22 protein-coding genes (1 of these 22 cut by a window edge) are annotated in these 20935 nt (G+C 43.9%); 10 read left to right on the forward strand and 12 right to left on the reverse strand.

Annotated elements, in window-relative coordinates:
* Window positions 1-173: 173 nt before the first annotated feature.
* Together prfA and HYN59_RS16755 are read right to left on the reverse strand one after the other, a co-directional pair.
* A complete protein-coding gene (gene prfA, locus HYN59_RS16750) occupies window positions 174-1247 on the reverse strand; it encodes a peptide chain release factor 1 (RefSeq protein WP_108779377.1) in 1074 nt (357 codons plus the stop codon).
* Between the two features lie 192 nt (window positions 1248-1439).
* Entirely contained in the window at window positions 1440-1817 is a 378-nt protein-coding gene (locus HYN59_RS16755) for a Fur family transcriptional regulator (protein WP_108779378.1), read from the reverse strand.
* A 265-nt stretch (window positions 1818-2082) separates the two neighbouring features.
* Here HYN59_RS16755 and HYN59_RS16760 point away from each other — a divergent pair, with 265 nt between their 5' ends.
* From HYN59_RS16760 to HYN59_RS16775, 4 genes are all read left to right on the forward strand, one after another.
* Window positions 2083-2979, forward strand: coding sequence for an NAD(P)/FAD-dependent oxidoreductase (locus tag HYN59_RS16760; protein WP_108779379.1), 897 nt, complete (start codon window positions 2083-2085; stop codon window positions 2977-2979).
* A gap of 28 nt (window positions 2980-3007) precedes the next feature.
* Window positions 3008-3823 (forward strand): helix-turn-helix domain-containing protein, encoded by an 816-nt coding sequence (locus HYN59_RS16765; RefSeq protein ID WP_181369476.1) that lies wholly within the window; start codon window positions 3008-3010, stop codon window positions 3821-3823.
* A 145-nt stretch (window positions 3824-3968) separates the two neighbouring features.
* Window positions 3969-4487: a DUF6265 family protein gene (locus tag HYN59_RS16770; RefSeq protein ID WP_108779381.1), complete on the forward strand. Its 519-nt coding sequence runs from the start codon at window positions 3969-3971 to the stop codon at window positions 4485-4487.
* Window positions 4488-4559: 72 nt separating this feature from the next.
* On the forward strand, window positions 4560-5126 hold the full coding sequence (locus tag HYN59_RS16775; protein WP_108779382.1) for a pentapeptide repeat-containing protein: 567 nt from the start codon (window positions 4560-4562) through the stop codon (window positions 5124-5126).
* On the opposite strand, the gene HYN59_RS16780 is transcribed toward HYN59_RS16775, so the two are convergent.
* The 7 genes from HYN59_RS16780 to HYN59_RS16810 all read right to left on the reverse strand — a co-directional run bounded on the left by HYN59_RS16780 (window position 5127) and on the right by HYN59_RS16810 (window position 10902).
* Window positions 5127-7391 carry a hypothetical protein gene (locus HYN59_RS16780; RefSeq protein WP_108779383.1) on the reverse strand — a complete coding sequence of 755 codons (2265 nt, stop codon included), beginning with the start codon at window positions 7389-7391 and terminating at the stop codon, window positions 5127-5129.
* Window positions 7351-8019 (reverse strand): hypothetical protein, encoded by a 669-nt coding sequence (locus HYN59_RS16785; protein WP_108779384.1) that lies wholly within the window; start codon window positions 8017-8019, stop codon window positions 7351-7353. The genes HYN59_RS16780 and HYN59_RS16785 overlap by 41 nt, the downstream gene beginning before the upstream one ends.
* Window positions 7980-8387, reverse strand: a complete 408-nt coding sequence (locus tag HYN59_RS16790) for a hypothetical protein (RefSeq protein ID WP_108779385.1) — start codon at window positions 8385-8387, stop codon at window positions 7980-7982. Before HYN59_RS16790 ends, HYN59_RS16785 begins: the two co-directional genes overlap by 40 nt.
* 210 nt (window positions 8388-8597) lie before the next feature.
* The gene (locus HYN59_RS16795) at window positions 8598-10058 is read right to left on the reverse strand and encodes an aminoacyl-histidine dipeptidase (RefSeq protein ID WP_108779386.1); all 1461 of its coding nucleotides are present in this window, start codon (window positions 10056-10058) and stop codon (window positions 8598-8600) included.
* A complete protein-coding gene (locus tag HYN59_RS16800) occupies window positions 10059-10418 on the reverse strand; it encodes a HepT-like ribonuclease domain-containing protein (protein WP_108779387.1) in 360 nt (119 codons plus the stop codon). It lies immediately after the preceding gene.
* Entirely contained in the window at window positions 10408-10701 is a 294-nt protein-coding gene (locus HYN59_RS16805) for a nucleotidyltransferase family protein (protein ID WP_108779388.1), read from the reverse strand. Before HYN59_RS16805 ends, HYN59_RS16800 begins: the two co-directional genes overlap by 11 nt.
* Window positions 10702-10707: 6 nt before the next feature.
* The gene (locus tag HYN59_RS16810) at window positions 10708-10902 is read right to left on the reverse strand and encodes a DUF433 domain-containing protein (protein ID WP_108779389.1); all 195 of its coding nucleotides are present in this window, start codon (window positions 10900-10902) and stop codon (window positions 10708-10710) included.
* A gap of 181 nt (window positions 10903-11083) precedes the next feature.
* On the opposite strand from HYN59_RS16810, the gene HYN59_RS16815 reads away from it, so the two are divergent.
* The 5 genes from HYN59_RS16815 (at window position 11084) to HYN59_RS16835 (ending at window position 16494) form a co-directional block, all read left to right on the forward strand.
* Window positions 11084-12145: a DUF3810 domain-containing protein gene (locus HYN59_RS16815; RefSeq protein WP_108779390.1), complete on the forward strand. Its 1062-nt coding sequence runs from the start codon at window positions 11084-11086 to the stop codon at window positions 12143-12145.
* A gap of 42 nt (window positions 12146-12187) precedes the next feature.
* The gene (locus tag HYN59_RS16820; protein ID WP_108779391.1) at window positions 12188-12682 is read left to right on the forward strand and encodes an RNA polymerase sigma factor; all 495 of its coding nucleotides are present in this window, start codon (window positions 12188-12190) and stop codon (window positions 12680-12682) included.
* A 7-nt stretch (window positions 12683-12689) separates the two neighbouring features.
* Window positions 12690-13331: a hypothetical protein gene (locus tag HYN59_RS16825; protein ID WP_108779392.1), complete on the forward strand. Its 642-nt coding sequence runs from the start codon at window positions 12690-12692 to the stop codon at window positions 13329-13331.
* Between the two features lie 9 nt (window positions 13332-13340).
* Window positions 13341-14195, forward strand: a complete 855-nt coding sequence (locus tag HYN59_RS16830; RefSeq protein ID WP_108779393.1) for a TraB/GumN family protein — start codon at window positions 13341-13343, stop codon at window positions 14193-14195.
* A gap of 184 nt (window positions 14196-14379) precedes the next feature.
* Window positions 14380-16494 carry an outer membrane beta-barrel family protein gene (locus HYN59_RS16835; protein ID WP_108779394.1) on the forward strand — a complete coding sequence of 705 codons (2115 nt, stop codon included), beginning with the start codon at window positions 14380-14382 and terminating at the stop codon, window positions 16492-16494.
* Window positions 16495-16584: 90 nt separating this feature from the next.
* Here HYN59_RS16835 and HYN59_RS16840 read toward each other — a convergent pair whose 3' ends face one another.
* Complete coding sequence (locus tag HYN59_RS16840; RefSeq protein ID WP_108779395.1) at window positions 16585-17388, reverse strand: lysophospholipid acyltransferase family protein; 804 nt, start codon at window positions 17386-17388, stop codon at window positions 16585-16587.
* Window positions 17389-17427: 39 nt separating this feature from the next.
* A complete protein-coding gene (locus HYN59_RS16845) occupies window positions 17428-18069 on the reverse strand; it encodes an NUDIX hydrolase (protein ID WP_108779396.1) in 642 nt (213 codons plus the stop codon).
* A 53-nt stretch (window positions 18070-18122) separates the two neighbouring features.
* On the opposite strand from HYN59_RS16845, the gene HYN59_RS16850 reads away from it, so the two are divergent.
* Complete coding sequence (locus tag HYN59_RS16850) at window positions 18123-18566, forward strand: DUF4268 domain-containing protein (RefSeq protein ID WP_108779397.1); 444 nt, start codon at window positions 18123-18125, stop codon at window positions 18564-18566.
* Between the two features lie 45 nt (window positions 18567-18611).
* Here HYN59_RS16850 and HYN59_RS16855 read toward each other — a convergent pair whose 3' ends face one another.
* Window positions 18612-20935, reverse strand: the 3' portion of a protein-coding gene (locus HYN59_RS16855) for a T9SS type B sorting domain-containing protein (protein WP_108779398.1). Its footprint extends 928 nt past the window's final position; 2324 of the gene's 3252 nt are visible here — the last part of the coding sequence; its start codon lies off the right edge, out of view — the gene reads right to left on this strand; it ends in the stop codon at window positions 18612-18614.

Here is a 20935-nt window from a genome sequence, read left to right on the forward strand (position 1 = left end):
AGCCTGAGTTTATCTCCTCGTAGCCCGCTAACTTAGTCCATATATCGCTTGCCCAAACTAACGGCGCGGCCCAAAGAAAAGAGATTGCAGCACTCCGTTCCTCCGCTCGAAATGACAAGTACTCACGGTAAGCGATGGGCAAAAAAAATCCCGACTTACATCGGGATCATTTATTAATATACTTCGCTTTCTTTGAGCTTTTCGGTGTTGTTTACGAGCTGGAGCTCATCGATCATTTTGTGGATGTTACCGTTCATGAAGCCGTCCAAATCGAAGAGGCTAAGGCCTATCCTGTGGTCGGTGATGCGCCCCTGCGAGTAGTTGTAGGTGCGTATCTTGGCCGAACGGTCGCCGCTGCTTACCTGCGAGCTGCGTTTTGCAGCATCTTCTTCCTGCTTTTTGGCAAGCTCCATTTCGTAAAGGCGCGAACGTAATACCTGCAACGCCTTGTCTTTGTTCTTGTGCTGCGACTTTTCGTCCTGGCACTGCGCCACAAGCCCAGTTGGGATGTGCGTCATACGTACGGCCGACTTGGTCGTGTTTACCGACTGGCCGCCCGGCCCTGACGAACAGAACAGGTCGATACGCACATCGTTCATGTCGATCTGCACGTCGAACTCTTCCGCTTCCGGAAGTACCATTACGGTAGCCGCAGACGTGTGCACACGGCCCTGTGTCTCGGTTTGCGGCACACGCTGTACGCGGTGCACGCCGGCCTCGAACTTAAGGGTACCGTAAACATCCTCGCCGGTAACCTCAAAAATGATTTCCTTGAAGCCGCCCGAAGTACCTTCGTTCATATCTACAACGCTGGTTCTCCAGCCCTTTGCTTCGCAGTATTTGGTGTACATCCTGAAAAGGTCGCCCGCAAAGATACTGGCCTCGTCGCCTCCGGTACCGGCACGTATTTCGACCATCACGTTCTTGGCATCTTCAGGGTCTTTTGGTATCAGCAGGAACTTGATCTCCTCTTCAAGCTGCGGAAGCCTTTCTTTAGCTTCATCCAGCTGCATTTTAGCCATTTCCACCATTTCGGGGTCGCTGCCGTCGGCGATTATTTCCTGCGCCTCTTTAAGGTTGCCGGTCACGTTGAGGTATTCCTCGCGTTTTTCTACCAGCGCCTTGAGGTCTTTATATTCTTTGTTCAGCTGTACATAGCGCTTCTGGTCGGCAATGATATCCGGCTGGATAACAAGGTCCGACACCTCATCAAAACGCTGCTTTATAAATTGTAACCTGTCTAACATTTTCTTTCTCCTTATTTCGAGGTGCAAAATTACAAAAATTGTTCCAATCCTGCACGGTTTGTTTATAATGATTAAAGGTGCAAGTCTTAGCCACGAATTACACGAATTTTCACAAATTATTACTCACCATTATTGTAATGGGTTGAGTGAGCAGAATTAGTGAAAATTCGTGTAATTCGTGGCAAAAAAAATCTACGAACATGCAGCGCAATACCCCGTTACCCAACTGCTGATGCTTTCTTTTCGGTAACCCTGTGGCAGCTGTACAGTGACCTGCTCTTCAAGGCATTCCACCTTTTGGCAGCCCACACACCGGAAGTGGAAATGGTCGTGCATGTGGTGCTCATGGTCGTGGCAGTCCAGGCAAAGGGCAAAGTAGTACTTACCTTCGTCGCTCAGGATGCGGTGGGTCACGCCATCCTCGCAAAAGCTGTTCAGCACACGGTAGATGGTCACGCGGTCCATTTCGCCCTTTACTTCGGCTTCTATCATTTCCTGGCTCAGGGCGTTGCCTGCATTTTTCAGCAGGTTAAGGATGGTGTTCTTGGCGGGGGTGTTGCGGCGTTTCATTTATTAATGCAATTATGTTGCAATAATATGAATTTAATTTATATTTGCAAAATAAAATTTGGAATGCGGATCGGGCGGATTTTCGCAGATGATTTAACCACATAGATACATCCGCTGTATAGCACTATTAAGATTTGCCTTTAGTGACACAGAGATTGAAGCGTCGCTTCACTATGTGGAAATATGTTTCCTTAAAGGTTGATAAAAAACTTTGAAACTATGTCTCTATGTGGTTAAAAACTAATAATAACTGTAAACATTGAAAATGAAAAAATACGACGTTATCATCATAGGCGGGAGCTACAGCGGGCTGTCGGCGGCAATGGCCCTGGGGAGGACATTACGGAACGTGCTTATCATCGACAGCGGGAAGCCTTGCAATCGGTTTACACCGCATTCGCATAACTTTATAACGCACGATGGCGAGGTGCCGGGCGTTATTTCGGCGAAAGCCAAAGAGCAGGTGCTGGCCTACCCTACCGTTGAATTTGTTACCGATACCGCTAAAGATGCCACCAGGATAGACGGTTTTGAGGTAACAACAGCATCGGGCTTAGCCTATACTTCTAAAAAGCTGTTGGTCGCCACAGGTGTAATCGACATCATGCCGGACATTAAGGGCTTCGAAGATTGCTGGGCAAAGTCGGTGGTGCATTGCCCCTACTGCCACGGCTATGAGATCCGAGGAAAGAAAACAGGTATCGTGGCCAATGGTGATGCAGCTTATCATTATGCGCTTCTGGTGTCGCAACTAACGGATGACCTCAGCATTTTTACCAATGGCAAAGCGGAGTTTACTGAGGAACAACGGGCAAAGTTTATGAAGAACAACATTGCCATTAATGAAAAAATTATTGCTGAACTGGTGCATACCGACGGCTACGTGAACAGCATTGTCTTTGAGGACGGCAGCCGCCAAAACATCGAGGCTATCTATTCGAAGCCTGCGAATATACAGCATACGGATATTCCTGAAAAACTGGGGTGTACCATTAATGAATCCGGCCTGATACAGGTGGACGATATGCAGCGGACAAATGTTTCCGGAATCTATGCGGCAGGCGATTGCACAAACGGTCAAAGGGCAGTGGCGATTGCGGTGGGATCAGGAATGAAAGCCGGTGCCATGATAAATGCCGAACTGGCGATGGAGGTGTTTTAAAATAGCGTATCATTGCCTTTTTAAAGCTATGGAATATAAAGTCTATACCCCTTGTGACGAACTAACCAGGCAGATACGCTATCACTGGAGCCTGGATGCCGGTGCTGATGCTCCCAAAGAACGCGAGCGTATCTTTCCTGACGGATGCATAGAGCTCATCTTTAATTATGGCGAATTGTTCATGAAGCATGAGCCGGACGGAAGCTCCTTTTTGCAGCCGCGAGGCATTATTTACGGACAGATAAAATCGTTTATAGAAGTTGCCCCTACCGGTAAGGTGGGGCTTTTCAGTACGCGTTTCAACCCGGCGGGATTACAGCCTTTTCTCAATTTTGACGTGAATGATTTTACCGGAAAGGCGCTTAGTGTCGGCGAAATATGGGGAGATGAAGGCATTGCTTTGGAAAAGGAAATGATTGAATGTGCCGACAACGAAGCCCGTAAAGCCACTGTTGAGGCTTTCCTGTTAAAAAGACTGGAGTCGATTGCGTTTGACACTCACGATGTGGAATACTATGTAGATGCCCTACTGCAAAACGAAGGTACAATAAGCATTGACAAACTGGCCGATGAGCTCTCCATTGGAAAACGACAATTGGAACGTAAATTTATCGCAGCGGTCGGGCTTTCGCCGAAGTTCCTGTCACGCATCATCAGGTTTCAAAACACACTGCAGCTTATTGAGAAAAAGGAATTCATCAGCTTCACCAATGTGGCCTACGATGGCGGTTTTTACGACCAGGCGCATTTTATAAAGGACTTTAAAGAATTCACTGGGCTGAATCCAAAGCAGTATTTCTCCGAGAATTTAGAAATGGCGAAACATTTTGTTTTTGATGAGTAATCTTTAATTCTACAAAGGACACCACAGAAAACACAACGATTCCAAAGGTTTGTTCTGTGTCCCTCTGATAAAATAGCTCATGTCGTTTTTTTACAATTTTGCCATTCGGCTAAAACACATCTTTGCAGCACATAAATAAACAATCATGAAAAGAACTACAATTTTATCTGCTATCCTTTTGTGCGGAGTATTACATTCCTGCAATAGCAAAAAAGAAACTGAAACGGTTGAAACAGATCCCGCAACTGTAGCAAAAACCTATCCGCAGTTGGAAAAAGCCGGCTGGTTTATCGGTAACTGGGGCAACACAACGCCTGAGGGTACATTAACCGAAAGCTGGAAAAAGAAAAACGACTCGGTTTATAAAGGGCAGTCTTTTTTTGTGATCGGCAAGGATACGGTATTCGCCGAATATATCGACCTGGCCGAAACAAACGGCAAGCTAATCTATACCGTGAGCGTAAAGGGCCAGAACAATGAAGCTCCGGTATCTTTTGAAATGACATCGGCGACCGAAAGCCAGATGGTGTTCGAGAACCCGAAACATGACTACCCAACTAAGATAACCTATAATAAAATTAATAACGACTCGCTTGTAGCAGAAATTTCCGGGATGCAAAAAGGCAAACCGGCAAAAGAAACTTTCACGATGAAAAGGCAATAAAACCACTTTATTATTACTGTAAACCCTGCTTTTCTGTGGGGTTTTGCTATTTTTGCCACACAACTTCCACCAATGAAATTAATCACCGATACCGTTTATACAAAACAGGATTACACTGCAACTCCCCTGCCCTACGCCGAGTATGACAACTGTACTTTTACCGACTGCCTGTTTAATGATGCCAACCTTACCGGGATCATTTTCACACAATGCCGCTTTGAAGGATGCAACCTCAGCAATGCCAATATAAAGGGTACGGCCTTTAAGGAAGTAGTGTTCATCAATTGCAAGACGCTTGGGCTTAATTTTAGCATAAGCGAGCCTTTCCTTATAACACTTGGCTTTTCGGAATGCCAGCTCGACTTTGCATCCTTTTATAAGCTAAAGCTAAAAGGCACACGGTTCCTCAAATGCAGCCTTAGGGAAGCCGATCTTACCGAAACTGATCTTACTTCAGCAAGCTTTGACGGCTGTGACCTGGCACACGCGATATTTGAAAATACCATACTCGAAAAGGCCGATTTCCGCTCGGCGATCAATTATAGTATCGACCCGGAAAACAACCGCATCAAAAAAGCGAAGTTCTCCCTGCAGGGCGTGCCGGGGCTTTTGAATAAATACGATATCGGCATCGAATAGTTACCGCCGGGCATCAAAATACCTAAAATACGCTACACAGCCTGATTCGTACAGATCATCGTAATAAGCCGGATACAGTTTTTTAAGTTTCTCCTTGTATTGGTTATGGCTAAGGGCATAATCATAGCCGCCCGACGAGTAATCCTCAGCGTTACTGTCATATTGGTACTCCACCCTTTCATGCTCACAGTAGGAAGCCATCCGCAGGCAGAGCGCGCGGAATTTCCTCGTCTTTGCAGATTTGAACGCTTTCAAATAATACTGCTTTGCATACAGGCAGCTATGGAAATCCGCCTCATCCGGCAGGCTGCTGCTGAGCTCGCTGCTGGACCACATATAGCGGCGCATATACCAGGTGTTCCCTATCTGCGTCATGTTCAGGTAACAATTGGCTGCCAGGAAGTTGTAGTAATCCCTGTCTTTCTCACGGGGGTTGTTTCCTTTTGAAATATATTTTATAAGATGCTTCGTAATATCGGCTTTGGTAAGCTGTATGCTGTCTTTCCGGTGAACAAAATCGGAAGTATATTTGATTTCATAAAAAGGATTATCATCTAAATAGCCGGATGTACGCGAGTCGGGTTCCATCCTTTCAAAGGCCGCAAGCGCGTCGTTAAGCCTGTTGAGGCGGATGTATTTTGTACCGAGCAGGTCGTACAGCAGGTTTACATCGGTAACTTTTTCATAAAGCCATTTGGAAAAAACGTCATTAGCTTTGTTCGACTTTACCGCTGTGATTAGCTTTTGAATAGCAAGCGGAGAATAAACCCCATCTATATAATCGAAATAATAGCTGTAGTAATCATTATAATACGGGCTGCGCTGGTCGCGTGCTTTCCAGTCCATACCATCAAGGCGGGAATAGATCAGGGCGGCATCGGTGGTATTACCAAGGTATTCGAGTTCCCGCCCAATGGCAAAAACAAATTTTACATTTACAGATGCCTCTGCCATCAGTATTGGTTTTACCTCCTGCGGTATAACAGCCGAACCGTATGCCTGATTAGCTGTGAGGCATAACGCCCTGATAAGCGTAAGCTGGTGCGCCATCCTTTCATTACCTTCTGAACGTTTTTTCAGGGAATTCACCTGTGCAAGGCAGGCATTGTAGTCTTTAACCATAAACAGCAGATAAGCCCTGGCTACCCTGAAAACATCAGGGTCTTTTACTTTATTTAAATTCACCGAATTGACGAACTGCAGCAACTTGGCCGCATAACGCCTGTCATCAGCAACTTTTTCGAGCAGAATCGGTGTTGCCGAAGCCGTTGGATTATCATAATTATCGACTAATGACGGGCTGAAATACGAATAATAAGGCGTATATATCCAGTCCTCCAGCTTGTTCATTTCGCGCACCATCAAAAAACCAAGCGCTTCGGATGACCTGTTGTTCTTATAAATCTCCTCAAGCAGGGTAAGCGAATAATCGGTTTTCCGCATTCCGGCCATTTCATAGATATCTGCTGCCTTATTTTTAGCATGCTTTAGTATCTGATCCAGCGGCAATTCATTATGGAAATAATTAGATACGGGAAAGCGCTTATCGGATACTTTGGCAAATACCAGCGCAGCATAATAGCTTTGCAATGCCGGGTCTTTTTCGGCAGCCGTACGGAAATACAGGCTCCAGTAATCGATTATAGTAGTGCTTTCTTTTACGGCAAAATATTCGTCGTACAGCTTTCGTACACTATCAAAATCCTTATTGTAAAATGCCATACGTATGGCAAGGAAATAATACCTTGATTTTATAGCGCTGTTTTTAGCCGACTTTGCTTTCTCTATGGCGATGCTTATCCTGCTTTTTCTTTTTGGGGAAACGATATCCTCGTCACGTTCCCACGGGTTTTCATAATACTCATTGTAGCTTTCGACCGCCTTAGCAAACCTCAGGTACTCCAGCGCCTCATTATCCTTCATTTTGTAAAGGTACTGCACCATCGGGTTGTTGTCATACTGTTCCATCAGGGCGCTGCCATATACCGCTTCCTCAATACTTTTCAAGGAAACTTTATGGTTGCAGTAGGCCAGCCACAATGCGATGTTAGGGTCCTCTTCCGCACTTTGGCGATAGTCTGTCGGCGGGTCATATGAAAAATAGGAAGCCGTATAGTTGAACATGCTGTAGCCGCCGTAATAATCCCGGTAATCGGTAAAAAAGCAGAAACGGATATCATCACCTGTAGGGTAATACCAGCAGGCACGGGCCGTTTGCCAAAGGCTACTCAGTAAAAGCAGTGTAAATACGGTTGACTTCTTCATTGCTGTAATTCTTTAATTGTTCGGCATCAAGGTGGAAAAGCGACACGGTTATGGTTTCACCCAAAGGGACTTTTTTCTTAATTATGCTAATGACTTCCTGCAACGCTTCTTTAGTCACAGTTTCTTGTTTTACCAAATCGCCTTTGCGTATCCATATATCATCGACCATCGTGTCCCGAACTGCTTCATACCACAGGCCTTCCTTTTTCCGGAAACCACCTTCTGTCATAGGGTTGCTGTACATTATGGCCCTGAACTTGTTGTTTTGGTACAGCTGTGCCCAGGAATATACCGGCAAAGCGATATCCAGGTGCAACGGGTATTTTTCGCCGGTATCGAGATAGCTCTTTAATTCGTCAACATCAAGTATCGTATTTTTCTTTTTGTCTTCCAGCGGATGGATAAGGTTGTAGCACATCAGCATGGCGCTGTCTACCGGCGGAATGCCCATCTTATCGGGATATTTGTAGGGGTATAACCTCAACGTGCAGCTTATCTTCTTTTTCGAAAGTGCCTTTAGCTTTTTGAGAAAGTAGAAATAGTTATCTTTTGTAGATGGTGTCCAGTCGCAATCCATTTGGTACTCTGCTATCCTGCCTGCGGTTGCCGTGTCCCTGCTGACCTGCATGGCATATTTTTAATCAGGAAATTTACATTATCCGCAAGGCTGTCGAGGCCGCCTTTAGTACATTTCTTAAAAACCTCGTTGCGCAGGTATACCACAGGGACTACCGTATAGGCACTTTCGGGATCGAACAAATGGAACTGCGTCTTGGCAGTGGGAATGTTACCGAACAGGGTATCAGGCTCCACTTCAAAAAATTTGATATAGAGCTTCCTCGCTTTTATGGTATTCAGAAGCGTGTCTTCCTTACCCTGCAGGCCCCAGGAATTGTTTTTCCAGTAATAAAAGGCTTTTTCTACATGGGCAGCCTTGTGGTCTGTGCAGGATAACAGCAAAAGTGCCGCGAGAAGCGACAGGAAGTGAGGTTTCATCAGTAAGGGTTGGATTATAGACTTGTAACGTATAAGTATGTTAAAAGTATATACTTTCCTTCAATTATTTTCATAAAAAAACCTGTTTATTTCTAAACAGGTTTTTTACTATTTTGTTCTGTCACTTCGAGCGCAGCCGGAAGTTTTCGAAAAAAGAAAATGCCGCATTTCGACTGTGCTCAATGTGACATTTTCTTTTACACGATTAGGTTACTTCACGGGAATATTCTCCAGTATTTCCAACACGAACTTCCAGTATTTCTGTGCCGACTTAATGCTTGCCCTTTCGTCCGGGCTGTGTGCTCCTTTGATGGTTGGGCCAAAGGAGATCATGTCCATTTTCGGGTAATTGGTACCAAGGATACCGCATTCCAGGCCGGCATGGCACGCCACAACGCTCGGCTTGCTGCCATTCTGCTTTTCATAAATATCAGTCAGTACGTCAAGAATCGGGGAATTTACGTTCGGTGTCCAGCCCGGGTAAGAACCTGAGAAGGTCACCTCGCAGCCTATCAGCTCGAATGCCGAACGCAATGCATTGGCCAGGTCGAACTTGCTGCTCTCTACTGACGAACGCGTAAGACAGCCTACGTGAAGCCTGCCCTCTTTCACGATCACTTTCGCAATGTTATTGGAGGTTTCTACAAGGTCGGCCATATCGGCGCTCATGCGGTACACGCCATTGTGGGCTGTATACAGCGCACGGATAAGTCCTTCCTGAACACCCAGTTCCATTACTTTGGCAGGCGTATCGGCTTTTTCGATAAGTATCTCAAGGTTCGGCTCGGTGGTTTTGAATTCTGTTTTGATGTCATTTATAACTTCCTGCATATCGAATACAAAAGCCTCATCGAATATTTCGGAGATAATCACTTTGGCAACACTCTCCCTCGGGATCGCATTGCGAAGGCTACCCCCGTTTATCTCGGCAATCTGCAGGCCGAAGTTCTCAAAGCTGTCGAAAAGCAGGCGGTTCATGATCTTGTTGGCATTTCCCAGCCCTTTATGGATGTCCATGCCCGAGTGCCCGCCGTTCAGCCCTTTTACAGTAATGCTGTAACCTACCGAGTTTTCAGGTACGTCCTCTTCATGGTATTCCCTTTCGGCGGTAACATCCACCCCACCTGCACAGCCGATGTCTATTTCATCGTCTTCCTCGGTATCAAGGTTCAACAATATCTCGCCCCTTAATAATCCACCCTTAAGCCCCATAGCGCCGGTCATACCGGTCTCTTCGTCAATGGTAAACAGCGCTTCGATAGCCGGGTGTGGTATGTCGGTGCTTTCCAGTATCGCCATGATGGTGGCTACGCCAAGACCGTTGTCTGCCCCAAGTGTTGTCCCTTTGGCACGCACCCAGTCTCCGTCCACATACATTTCAATACCCTGCGTATCGAAGTCGAAAACCGTCTCGGCATTTTTTTGGTGCACCATATCAAGGTGGCTCTGCATCACGATGGTTTTGCGGTTCTCCATACCTTTGGTGGCAGGCTTCTTAATGATCACGTTGCCTACTTCGTCCTCAATGGTTTGGAGGTTTAATTTTTTCCCGAAGTCTTTCATGAAAGCAATAACCCTTTCTTCTTTTTTAGAAGGGCGCGGCACCGCATTCAGGTCGGCGAATTTATTCCAGAGCGCTTTTGGCTCAAGATTCCTAATTTCCTGGCTCATTTATGTTTGTTTGTTGTTTAGTTCTTCAAGTATTAATTCGATGGAATGCTTAAAATGCGGGAGGTCATTGGTAATTACATCCCAAACTATATGATTGTCAATCCCAAAATATTCATGGACAAAGATATTTCGAAGGCCTACGATTTGCCGCCATTCAACAGAATTATATTCGGCTTTTATGTCATCCGATAAATGATTGCTTGCTTCACCGATAATTTCAAGTTGTTTAATACAGGCAAACAGCATCATTGAATTTGCGGAAAAATCTTCGAAGTTTGTCGAATTGAGATAGTTTTCAATTTCATTGATCGCATCATAAATATGCTGAAGCCGCGCAAGGTCACCAAGTTTACTTCGCATAAATCAATTGCTTTTCATTATCTACAGATTCGCGCAGATGTTTTGATACGGCATCGGAAGAAATAAGGTCAACTTTTACTTTAAGCAATTCTTCAAGGTCAAGTTTCATTTGTATGAATTGCAATCCAATTCTTTGCCTGTAATCAAGGTCAACTATCAAGTCTATATCGCTGTCCCCATCAGCTTCTCCCCTTACGTAAGACCCAAAAAGATAAGCCTTTAAGACAGGTTTTGCCTTAAAGTAATCTTTTATGGTTTCTATTTTAGATTTTGCCAGTTTCATAACAATTTACGGGGTAAATTTTAAACAGGCATCAATATCTTCTCTAATTAATGAAGGATATTGTCTTAAAATTTCCTTCTTAGATTCGCCTGCACTCAAAAACTCCAGAATTGTCTGCACAGTAATACGCTTGCCGCGGATAGTTGGTTTACCGTTGCAAAGTTTATCGTCAATAGTTATCCTTTCAGCAATATAGTCCATTGTAAAAATGTATAAACAAACTTAGTGAATTTAAAGTATACCGATCACAAAAATATATTTCTTAAAAATTTGCCATCCATATAAAAATAACCTTTTCCGGCACACCGATCTTTTTCATTGGGCTATCCTGTTTACCAAGACAAAAATAGTATTTATCTTTACAAGATACTTAAACTGCCCAATGAAGAAAAAGAAAATACTCGCCATCCTGCTTGTCGTACAGATAATTATTGTTAACCTGCTCGGATTATTTCCTGAATTTACAGAGAAGTATTATAGCAACGGCCTTTTCCCTTTCCTTTCAAAAGCATCGCGGGTGCTCTTCGGATGGATCGGCTTTTCTATAGGCGACATCCTTTACCTTATTGCTATTGTCCTTTGCATCCGATGGCTTTTAAAGCGAAGGAAAACCTGGCGCAGGGAATATAAATATAACCTGCTGACCATGGCGGCGGCATTTTCTGTTTTCTATTTCCTGTTCAATTTCCTATGGGCAGTAAATTACAGGCGCGTACCGTTGCATGAAAAAATGGGCATGGACAAAGACTATACGCTTACCGAGCTCGTGGCATTCACCAAAAAGCTTATTGTTAAGACCAACGCCATGCATGCAAAGATCGAAAAGATCGACAGCCTGAAAGTTGTAAGTCCCTATTCTGTTGACGATATATATATGAAGTCGATAAACGGCTACAGCAACCTTGGCAAGCAATATTCCTATTTCGCCTTTGAGCATGAAAGCATAAAATCGTCGCTACTGAGCACACCGCTCTCCTATATGGGATTTGGCGGCTACCTGAACCCTTTTACCAACGAGGCCCAGGTCAACTGCAACCTGCCACTTTACAACCTACCCACTACGGCCTGCCACGAAATGTCGCACCAGATAGGCTATGCCAGCGAAAGTGAGGCTAACTTCATAGGGTATATGGCTTCTATTTACAATAACGACCTTTATTTTAAATATTCGGGATACTCTTTCGCGCTAAAATACTGCATGAACAATATTGCCAAAAAAGATGAGAAGCTGGCCAAAAGCCTTGCGCCGCTTATCCATAAAGGCATATTGGCCAATTTTAAAGAGAGTGAAAAATTCAATGCCGAATATGATTCTTTTATTGAAGATATTTTCGAATATATTTACGATAATTACCTGAAGCTCAACGACCAGAAAGATGGCATGAAGACCTACAGCAAGTTCGTTGGGCTGCTTGTCAATTATTATAAAGATAAAGAATTATAATATTCCCTGTAACATTTTCGGCTTTTGAGCTACCAATGCAGCATGAGTTCATCAATTGAAACGTCTTTTGTAACGCAGCTTCAGGAACACCAAAACCTGATCCATAAAATATGCAGGCTCTACACTAACAATGAAGATGCCCACAAAGACCTGTTTCAGGAGATAACCATTCAATTATGGAAGGCGTACCCGCAATTCAGGGGCGATGCCAAATTTACCACATGGGCCTACAGGGTCGCGCTGAATACCGCCATCACACTTTACCGAAAGAAGACAAGGACCGTAGATACCATTGAGTTTGACAGCAAGCTCCACAGGGTAAATCAGGAAGAATATAATTATGAGGAAGAAGAGCACATAAAACTGCTCTACCAGGCAGTTCAGCAGCTTAATGACATCGAAAAGGCGCTCGTATTCATGTACCTTGAAGACAAGGATTATAACGAGATCGCCGAAACACTGGGTATCAGCGAAGTAAATGCCCGGGTAAAAATGAACAGGATAAAAGGGAAACTAAAGAAAATATTAAATCCGTAAGGAAAAAATGGAAGAGTTAGATAAATTAAAACAAGACTGGAAGAAGAACCAGGGTAATTTCCCGAAGTTCTCCGAAAAGGACATTTATGCTATGCTGCATAAAAAGTCGTCTTCCATCGTAAAATGGATACTCATCATCAGCATACTGGAGTTTCTGTTCTGGCTGGGAATCTCGTTCCTTATGAAAGACAGCTCAAGCCAAAAGCAGATGGAAAGCTTCCATGTAGATTACATCACGATACCGATGACGATAATCGGGTACGGCATCATCATTTATTTCTTCTGTATGTTCTATATCAACTACAGGAAGATAACAACAACCGACAACGTAAAAAACCTTATGTCCAGCATACTGCGGACAAGGAAAACAGTATCAAACTACATTATAGCCAATATAATATACCTGGTAGTGACGTGTGTGGTAGTATTCATCATTTACTTTAACAAAGACACACAGCTTATTGCTACACTTCATAAATATGAAATGAACGGCAATGCAGGGATGTTCTATATGATCTATATCCTCTTAGCGGTAATTTGCATAGGGATCATTATCCTTTTTATCTGGCTGTTCTACAAGCTTATATACGGCCTGCTGCTGAAACGCCTGCGCCACAACTACGAAGAACTTAAAAAGATAGACCTTTAAACCATCACCATGAAAAAATTACTGATCGCCGCCATAGTGTTTTTGAGCTGCTTTGCCAATGCACAGAAACTTGATAATTCACTCCTTTGGAAAATTTCGGGTAACGGCCTGAGCAAGCCTTCCTACCTCATGGGCACCATTCATGTTACCTGTGATAACACACTCGACAAAAAGGTACTGGATGCACTTGGCGCTACATCGCAGCTTTACCTGGAACTTGACATGGATGAGCCGGGCATGCAGATGAAAATGATGAGCGGCATGATGATGAAGGACGGTAAAACCCTTACCTCCCTTGCTACGCCGGAAGATTACAAGATAGTAGATGAGTTCTTCAAAAAGAACATGGGCATGGGCATCAAGATGATGGATAAGTTCATGCCATCTGTTGTTGGGATGATGGTCCTCCCGAAAATGGTAGACTGCCCTATAAAGTCTGTTGAAGAAGCGCTGATGAATGTGAGCAAGGAGCAAAAAGAAGAAGTGTACGGACTTGAAACTATTGAAGATCAAATGGCAGTATTTGATGCTATACCTTATGAGGAGCAGATGAAGGAACTGGTAAAGACCGCCAAAGACGGCCTGGATGCAAGTAAAGCTACCTTTAAAAAGATGATGGATCTTTATAAATCGCAAAACCTTACTGCCCTGATGGATTTCATGCAGGATAAGGAAAACCAGTTTTACGGAGAGAACAGCGATGTATTGCTGGACAACCGCAACAGCAACTGGATCCCGAAAATAGAGGAGATCGCTAAAAAGAACCCTACCTTTTTTGGCGTTGGCGCTGCCCACCTTGGCGGCGAAAAAGGCGTAATTATGCTGCTAAGGCAAAAAGGCTACACCATTGAGGCTGTGAAATAACATCATCCTATAAAGGTTATACTTAAAATCTTATAAATCAATTTTTAACCATATCGGCATATAACCTTTGAACCTATGTATCTACGTGGTTAATTAAATCAGACAGTTATTAAATCTTAGAAATATCTTTCCGGCCTGCAATTGCGTAGGCCTTTATTATATAAAACCAACCAACAGCCTTACAATGAAATACATTTACGCATTCCTTTTACTGGTTACCTCTACCGGAGTATTTTCGCAGGTCGTCAATGATACCATAAAGAATGACAGTATCGGGAAAATGGAAACCGAACTGGACGAGATCGTACTCGAAAAGAAGAAAAAAGCCATAGAGCGCAAAGCCGACAGGACTATTTTTAATTTTGAAGACCAGCCACAACTGAATTCAGGTTCTTTGTATGACGGCCTAAAAAAGATCCCGGGGCTTATCATTTCAGATGTTGCAGGGATGCTGTACCAGGGTAAGGCACTTCAGGTGTATATGGATGGGCGCCCGCTGAATATTTATTCCAATGAGCTGAATGCTTACATGGAAGGCCTCCCGGCAAACTCAATTGAGAAAGTAGAGATCATTACACAGCCCGGAGCTGAATTCCCTGCTACGTCCGGCGGGGCAATCATCAACATCATCACATCGAAGAACACGAAGAAATATTTGTCGGCTACCTATTCCAACGGGTACAGCTATACAAAATACGATGATTCAAGGCACAGGTTCAATAACAGCCTACTGCTGAGCTCGGGCAACAAGCTTTTCACCTGGCAGGTAAACGGCGGGCAGAGCTATGCCGAAAGCTATCAGGCCACAAGGTTTACCGCCCCGGGTGTAGTGCTTTCGGAAAATTATACCGACAGGGCGAACCGGTTTTATTATTTAAAATCAGGCGTAAAATTCGACTTCAAAAAAGACCGCCTGCTGCTTAACTATGACCTTAATGGAAACAACAACACTTCGTATATAGCAGCGGAAGGCGCAGGCTTTACCTCGGACGATAAAACCAAGACAAAGCGTTTTTATAACGATGCCATGATTACGTACCAGAAACGCTTCAATGATCCTTTTACAAAGCTGGACTTCCGCTTCAATTATAATAACAGCAACAATGATTTCAGCCAGGATTCAAGGCTGAATCAAAATACGGTACTCGGAAATAACAGCAACCAGGATTTTTACCAGTTCAAAACCGATTATACACAGGAGCTTAAGCTAATAGAAAAAACCAAGATTAGCGCAGGCGTACTGGCCGACAGGTTGGACTTCACAACTGAAAGCGCAGGTGTAAGAAATCTTGAATATACCCGGTCGAGCTACGCCGCTTATGGCGAGGCGCAGGTAACGTATAAGAAATTCGACTTTATACTGGGCGGAAGGCTGGAGTCGTATGACATTCACGGCAGTACTGCTACCGACAACCTGATCCCGTTTGACCTGACACGTTTTTTCCCGAATGCGACTATACAGTACAACATTATGCCGCAGGTATACCTGAATACCAATTTCAACAAAAAGATAAGCCTGCCGGATACTTCTTCGCTAAACCCGAACAATACGAACTACCAGAACCCCAACGTAGGCTTTTTTGGGAACCCGAACCTGGAACCGTCTATCTTCAATAACTATGAGATCCTGTTAAGCGCTTTCGAATATTTTACGATAAATTATTCGGTTACCGACGCCAACAACCTTATCATCAACCGGATTATAACCACCCAAAGCGGCGGGGCAGCCAGCGTTTCCCAAAACCTGCCGAATGCTACCATCCATAATTTCAGCTTCGGGATACCGGTACCGTATATGCTTTTTACCAAAGGCCTTAATGAGGTACTGAAAATGGATTTCAACCCGGACGAGATCAACTTCCTGTACATTTACGCCGGAAGCCAGAAGCACAATATACCGGGAGTAGATACCAAAGCCGTTTGGAACCTCAATTTTTCATCACAAATTATCCTGCCAAAGAAGATAAAACTGTCGGCCAATTTCAATACGACAACTGCCGGGGGTAACTATTATTATTATACCGTAAAACGCCCGCTTTACCAACAGTTGGACCTTAACTTCTCGAGGAAATTCCTATCGGATAACTTATCTGTTTCTGTGTATGTAAATGACCTGCTTAACACCAACAGGCAAGGGTTCGGCTCTGTGGGTACCGACCTGCTTTACACGACCAAAACGGATACCAGGAGAGTTGGTTTTTCCCTGAATTATAAAATACCCACCAAGAACAAGCTGGCTAAGGAAAGTAACATCCTGAGCAATGAGAAACAGCAGCAGGATAACCTGATAAAGAATTAAATGAGGTTTTCTCCACTTGCTGCGGCTGTAGAATACATACAGTTATGACTAAAAAACAAGAGAGGCGGTTGCCTCTCTTGTTTGCAATAGCTAATACTGCCATTTCCGTTGTCTATTGAGCTCTTCCTGCTGCTCCATGACCTCTGTAGGGATAACCTTCAGGAAAGACGGATGCTGCTCAATAGCATATTCTATTTTCTCTATGATCGATTCAACGCTCTCATTTTCATAATCGATCTGGAGCGGTTCCTTTACAATGAAAGATTGCAGTATGCCTTTCTTTTTCATACGCAGTCCTTTCTTATCGAAAGAGCGGCGAAAACCGTCAATAACTATAGGCACTACAATGGGCTTATGCTGCCTGATGATATGCGCTGTACCCTTCCGGATTGGCTTAAAGGGCTTTGTAGTACCCTGCGGAAAGGTAATAACCCAGCCGTCTTCCAGTGCGATACGTATATTCTCCGTATCGTTCGGGTTTACCTCGCGCTGTACCTCTTTTCCTTTGGCCCTCCAGGTGCGTTCTACGGTTATAGCCCCAGCATAGGAAAGTATTCGCGGCAGCAGGCCTTCTTTCATGGTTTCCTTAGCCGCTACGTAATAAATGTTGAGCTTAGGCTGCCACAGGTAGCCAACGTTTTTTATGTTGTCCTCGCGCCCTTTAAGGCTGGCATTGAACACATGGAACATCGCCACAACGTCGGCAAAATAGGTTTGGTGATTGGATATAAAGAGGACGTTCCTATCCGGCAACGCCCTGATGATCTCAGACCCATCTATGATAAGCTCGTTAAAACCCCTGTATCTCCTGTGTGTAAGTACACCGAAAACACGGATGAGCCATTTTTTCAGGAAAAGTATATGTCCGAAAGGATTTCTTTTAAATAACCCCATAATTATAGCAAAGTGAACCGCAAACTTACGAAAAGGTTATTATTTTAGGGCGATTTTTATCGTTTCTTTAAGCTCGCTGAGCATCATGGCCGTAGCGCCCCAAACAATATGCTCTTCAAACTTAAATGCAGGTACCATCAGATTTTCAGCATAAGAGGTTGTCATTCCGGTACTGACTATAATAGAATCATCGAGGAAGACATCGAGCGGCAGGTGGATGAGCGCTACTACTTCGTCCGGATTTGGCTGAAAAGCAGGCTCGTTTTCTGTTATGCCTAAAAAAGGATGTACAAGGAAATTGCTTGGCGGTATGTATATTTCCGAGAACGGCATGATGACGTTTATTGCCTCGGGCGATACACCAATTTCTTCAAAAGTTTCACGAAGGGCGGTATCGGCAAGAGTCTTATCTTGCGGTTCTGCCTTCCCCCCCGGGAAAGATATTTGTGAAGAATGCACTCCCGGATAGGCATTACGCTTTATCAACACAAGGTGGGTTATACCTTCTATGGGATAGAACAGCATCATCACTGCCGATATGCGCGGGTTTTTATCTTTGTAAAAGTCTTTATCAAGAGAGCGGACCCTTTCCATCGGGGACATTTTTACATGCGCTTCTACGGCAGGCAGCTGTTGATTGAGTATCTTTGGGATATATTTGATAAATTCGGTAAAAAGCATTGTATCGTTTCGGTTTCAACTATAAAGATACTTTAAAATAAAAACAAACAAGCATGTTTAGCAAAGCAGAGGCACAAAAAATCAAGAAGGAATTCTGGACAGCATTCGCAGAGGCATATCCCCGCAAATGGCTTTTATATGACACAAAAATTAAAGATGTATCCTTTAAGTTTTATGTCGATAATAAAAAAGCGCAGGTAATGCTAGATATCGAGCCCAAAGAAGATGAGAAGCGCATCATTTATTTTGAAAAAATAGAATCGCTAAAGGCAATACTGCACGATGAATTTTTGCCCGATGCCGTGCTCGAAAGGAATTTTTACCTTGAAAACGGAAAAGCCATCAGCCGGATTTGGGTAGAGTTAAATGGCATCAGCCTGTACAATATGGCAAGCTGGGCGGCTATCTTCCGTTTTTTCAACATTAATATGGATGCCTTCGAACGCTTTTTTTATGAATACGAAGATTACATTCGCGACCTTGACATTAACACATAAAAAAGGGCTGCCAAAAAGCAGCCCTGATTGTTTTAGTAAATTTAGTTAGCGGAGCATTGCAAAGTGCCCTCTTAGTTCCCTGCCGTCTTCCCTTGTAACTACAAACCAATAGTCTGTTGAGGGCAGCTGGGCGCCGTTAAGTGTACCGTCCCATCCTTCGTAGTTAGGCCCGAATGATGTGATCAGCTTGCCGTAACGGTCGAATATTGTTACATTGAAATGTGGTTCTTTTACAGAATATTCAATACGCCACCTGTCGTGTGAGCCATCGCCATTCGGTGTAAAGAAATTAGGGTAATGCATCAGCACCACTTCTTTAATATCCTGGCCACAGCCGTTGGCATCTTTAACATACACCTGGTAAACACCGGTCTCAAGGCCTGTAAATACATTTTCAACCTGGTAGTTTATTCCGTCGATAGAGTACTCGTAGTCACCTGCCTCTTTGGTATAAACGGTTATCGAGTTATCGTCCCTGGTCCAGTCTTGCGTATCTACTTTTTCAATTTTCGGCGTAGAAGATGCCTTGATCTCTACTTCAGCATAACCATCACATGATTTGTTGCCGTATGCTTTCTCTACGATAACGGTGTAAACACCCGGATCTGTCACCATAATGCTGCGCGTCGTTGCCCCTGTAGACCATAGGTAGCTGCTATAGCCTGCACCAGCCGAAAGCATTATCCTGCCTTCGTTACATATTGTCCCGGTGGTTGTAATAACCGGCTCCTGGTAATCGCCAATAAATAACCTGAACGAAGTAGTGCCGTGGCATATTGATATCTCGTTATGTACAAGCCTTGCATATATTGTCTGACCATTAGTAACATTTGTATAATATTCAGGAAGCGGGTTTGTACCGTTATCAGCATCCTCCTGCGTAAGGTGGTACGTAATTGTATAAGTAGCGCTGAACAGCGGACCCAATATGCCTGCATTTTGATCTGTAAGGTGGAATTCATGGTTTTGAACAGTACCGGCTTCAGCGCAGATTATCATATCACCGGGATTTGACGCATTTGCCAGTGCAGGTAAAGATTGTACATTGAACCAGCGTGTAACGATATTACCGCATGTATCTTCAATTTCAAACACATATTCTGCAGGCTCAAGGTTGGTGAATACGTTGCTTGTTCCGTTATTGAATGCGAAAGGTGAGCCATTTTTTTCGATGATCTTATACGCTGTTGGGTAACCTGTCACATCAAGCATAACGTTGTTTGGTGTTCCAAGGCACGCAAGAGAGTAGGCACTGTTTATGGAGAATCCTTCGGTATATTCAAATTCGCCAAGTACGCTGATACAAACTGTATTTTCCGCACTTCCGTTGCTAAAGGTCTCAAATTTCTTAACGATCCTGAACTTGCCTGAGTAGTTAAGGTTATTCTTTACTGTATTATTATTAAGCTTTATGCTGTTGCCGGTCACAGGTACAGATCCTTCAGTGTACATATTTCCGTTTGAAGGATGGCCCCAGGCGCCTGTAGCAGGATTAAACTTCTGAAGCCAGTAGGAAGACGCTTCAAGTCCGTTGCTACCATCGGTAACTTTTACAGAGAACCCACCGCAGTTTGGTGTGTATACAAAGCTATTCTGCGGAGGCATATATCCTTCAACATTTATAGTTTGTGCTTTTACAACGCCACATACGTCTGTTGCGGTAAAAGTATACGTTCCCTGTGGAAGAGCTGCCATGTAAAGATCGCCCTCACCATCAATATTAGCTGATACATTATATGGTAAAGCATGCCCGAATGCAGATGGCGCAGCTGTGATTGAAGCCGATTGAAGATTACCGTTGCCGCTTCTTACACGAACGGTACCAAAACCTGCATCACATGCCGGAAGCGTGGCGATATCAAAATCTTTCTCTACATAAGGAGGTACTTCAACATCCTTTTGATACTCGAATCCGCAATCATCTGTAAAAACTATAGTATAAGTACCCAGAGGCATGTTATTAAGTGTCAGCCTTCCCTGTGCATTAATATTTGACGAAACATTTTGCGGCAATGCTATGGTATAAGTAGCCGGTGCTGCAATGATAGTCGCTGTCACGATTTTTTGCAACGGAACGCTTATTCTTATCTTACCAAATTCAGAGAAGCATCCGTTATTAGATCCACTTGCAGTGGGCTTTGGCTTGATGAACTCAACCAGCAACGTTGTAGTTGCTGTACGGCCACAGCTATCTGTTATCTCAACTTCGTAATTCCCGAAAGGCACCGGATTGGTAGCGCTGCCATAATTTACAGTTGCATCTGTAAAAGTACCTCCCGCGTTAGAATTAAATGCAGCAGCATCAAATCCTTCAGGCGCACTGGTAAAATTAACTGTATAAGAGTTTGTGAATTTTGTAGCAGTAAGGG

This window comes from Flavobacterium album (assembly GCF_003096035.1).
GTDB lineage: Bacteria > Bacteroidota > Bacteroidia > Flavobacteriales > Flavobacteriaceae > Flavobacterium > Flavobacterium album.

Bases quoted from the DNA above. Each gene is read 5' to 3' on its own strand.
- HYN59_RS16830 (WP_108779393.1), top strand. From the start codon at position 13,341: ATGAAAAAATTACTGATCGCCGCCATAGTGTTTTTGAGCTGCTTTGCC.
- HYN59_RS16810 (WP_108779389.1), bottom strand. From the start codon at position 10,902: ATGGACTATATTGCTGAAAGGATAACTATTGACGATAAACTTTGCAAC.
- HYN59_RS16785 (WP_108779384.1), bottom strand. From the start codon at position 8,019: ATGCAGGTCAGCAGGGACACGGCAACCGCAGGCAGGATAGCAGAGTAC.
- HYN59_RS16840 (WP_108779395.1), bottom strand. From the start codon at position 17,388: ATGGGGTTATTTAAAAGAAATCCTTTCGGACATATACTTTTCCTGAAA.
- HYN59_RS16760 (WP_108779379.1), top strand. From the start codon at position 2,083: ATGAAAAAATACGACGTTATCATCATAGGCGGGAGCTACAGCGGGCTG.
- HYN59_RS16815 (WP_108779390.1), top strand. From the start codon at position 11,084: ATGAAGAAAAAGAAAATACTCGCCATCCTGCTTGTCGTACAGATAATT.
- prfA (WP_108779377.1), bottom strand. From the start codon at position 1,247: ATGTTAGACAGGTTACAATTTATAAAGCAGCGTTTTGATGAGGTGTCG.
- HYN59_RS16805 (WP_108779388.1), bottom strand. From the start codon at position 10,701: ATGAAACTGGCAAAATCTAAAATAGAAACCATAAAAGATTACTTTAAG.
- HYN59_RS16770 (WP_108779381.1), top strand. From the start codon at position 3,969: ATGAAAAGAACTACAATTTTATCTGCTATCCTTTTGTGCGGAGTATTA.
- HYN59_RS16800 (WP_108779387.1), bottom strand. From the start codon at position 10,418: ATGCGAAGTAAACTTGGTGACCTTGCGCGGCTTCAGCATATTTATGAT.
- HYN59_RS16780 (WP_108779383.1), bottom strand. From the start codon at position 7,391: ATGAAGAAGTCAACCGTATTTACACTGCTTTTACTGAGTAGCCTTTGG.
- HYN59_RS16845 (WP_108779396.1), bottom strand. From the start codon at position 18,069: ATGCTTTTTACCGAATTTATCAAATATATCCCAAAGATACTCAATCAA.
- HYN59_RS16835 (WP_108779394.1), top strand. From the start codon at position 14,380: ATGAAATACATTTACGCATTCCTTTTACTGGTTACCTCTACCGGAGTA.
- HYN59_RS16820 (WP_108779391.1), top strand. From the start codon at position 12,188: ATGAGTTCATCAATTGAAACGTCTTTTGTAACGCAGCTTCAGGAACAC.
- HYN59_RS16850 (WP_108779397.1), top strand. From the start codon at position 18,123: ATGTTTAGCAAAGCAGAGGCACAAAAAATCAAGAAGGAATTCTGGACA.
- HYN59_RS16765 (WP_181369476.1), top strand. From the start codon at position 3,008: ATGGAATATAAAGTCTATACCCCTTGTGACGAACTAACCAGGCAGATA.
- HYN59_RS16755 (WP_108779378.1), bottom strand. From the start codon at position 1,817: ATGAAACGCCGCAACACCCCCGCCAAGAACACCATCCTTAACCTGCTG.
- HYN59_RS16795 (WP_108779386.1), bottom strand. From the start codon at position 10,058: ATGAGCCAGGAAATTAGGAATCTTGAGCCAAAAGCGCTCTGGAATAAA.
- HYN59_RS16790 (WP_108779385.1), bottom strand. From the start codon at position 8,387: ATGAAACCTCACTTCCTGTCGCTTCTCGCGGCACTTTTGCTGTTATCC.
- HYN59_RS16825 (WP_108779392.1), top strand. From the start codon at position 12,690: ATGGAAGAGTTAGATAAATTAAAACAAGACTGGAAGAAGAACCAGGGT.
- HYN59_RS16775 (WP_108779382.1), top strand. From the start codon at position 4,560: ATGAAATTAATCACCGATACCGTTTATACAAAACAGGATTACACTGCA.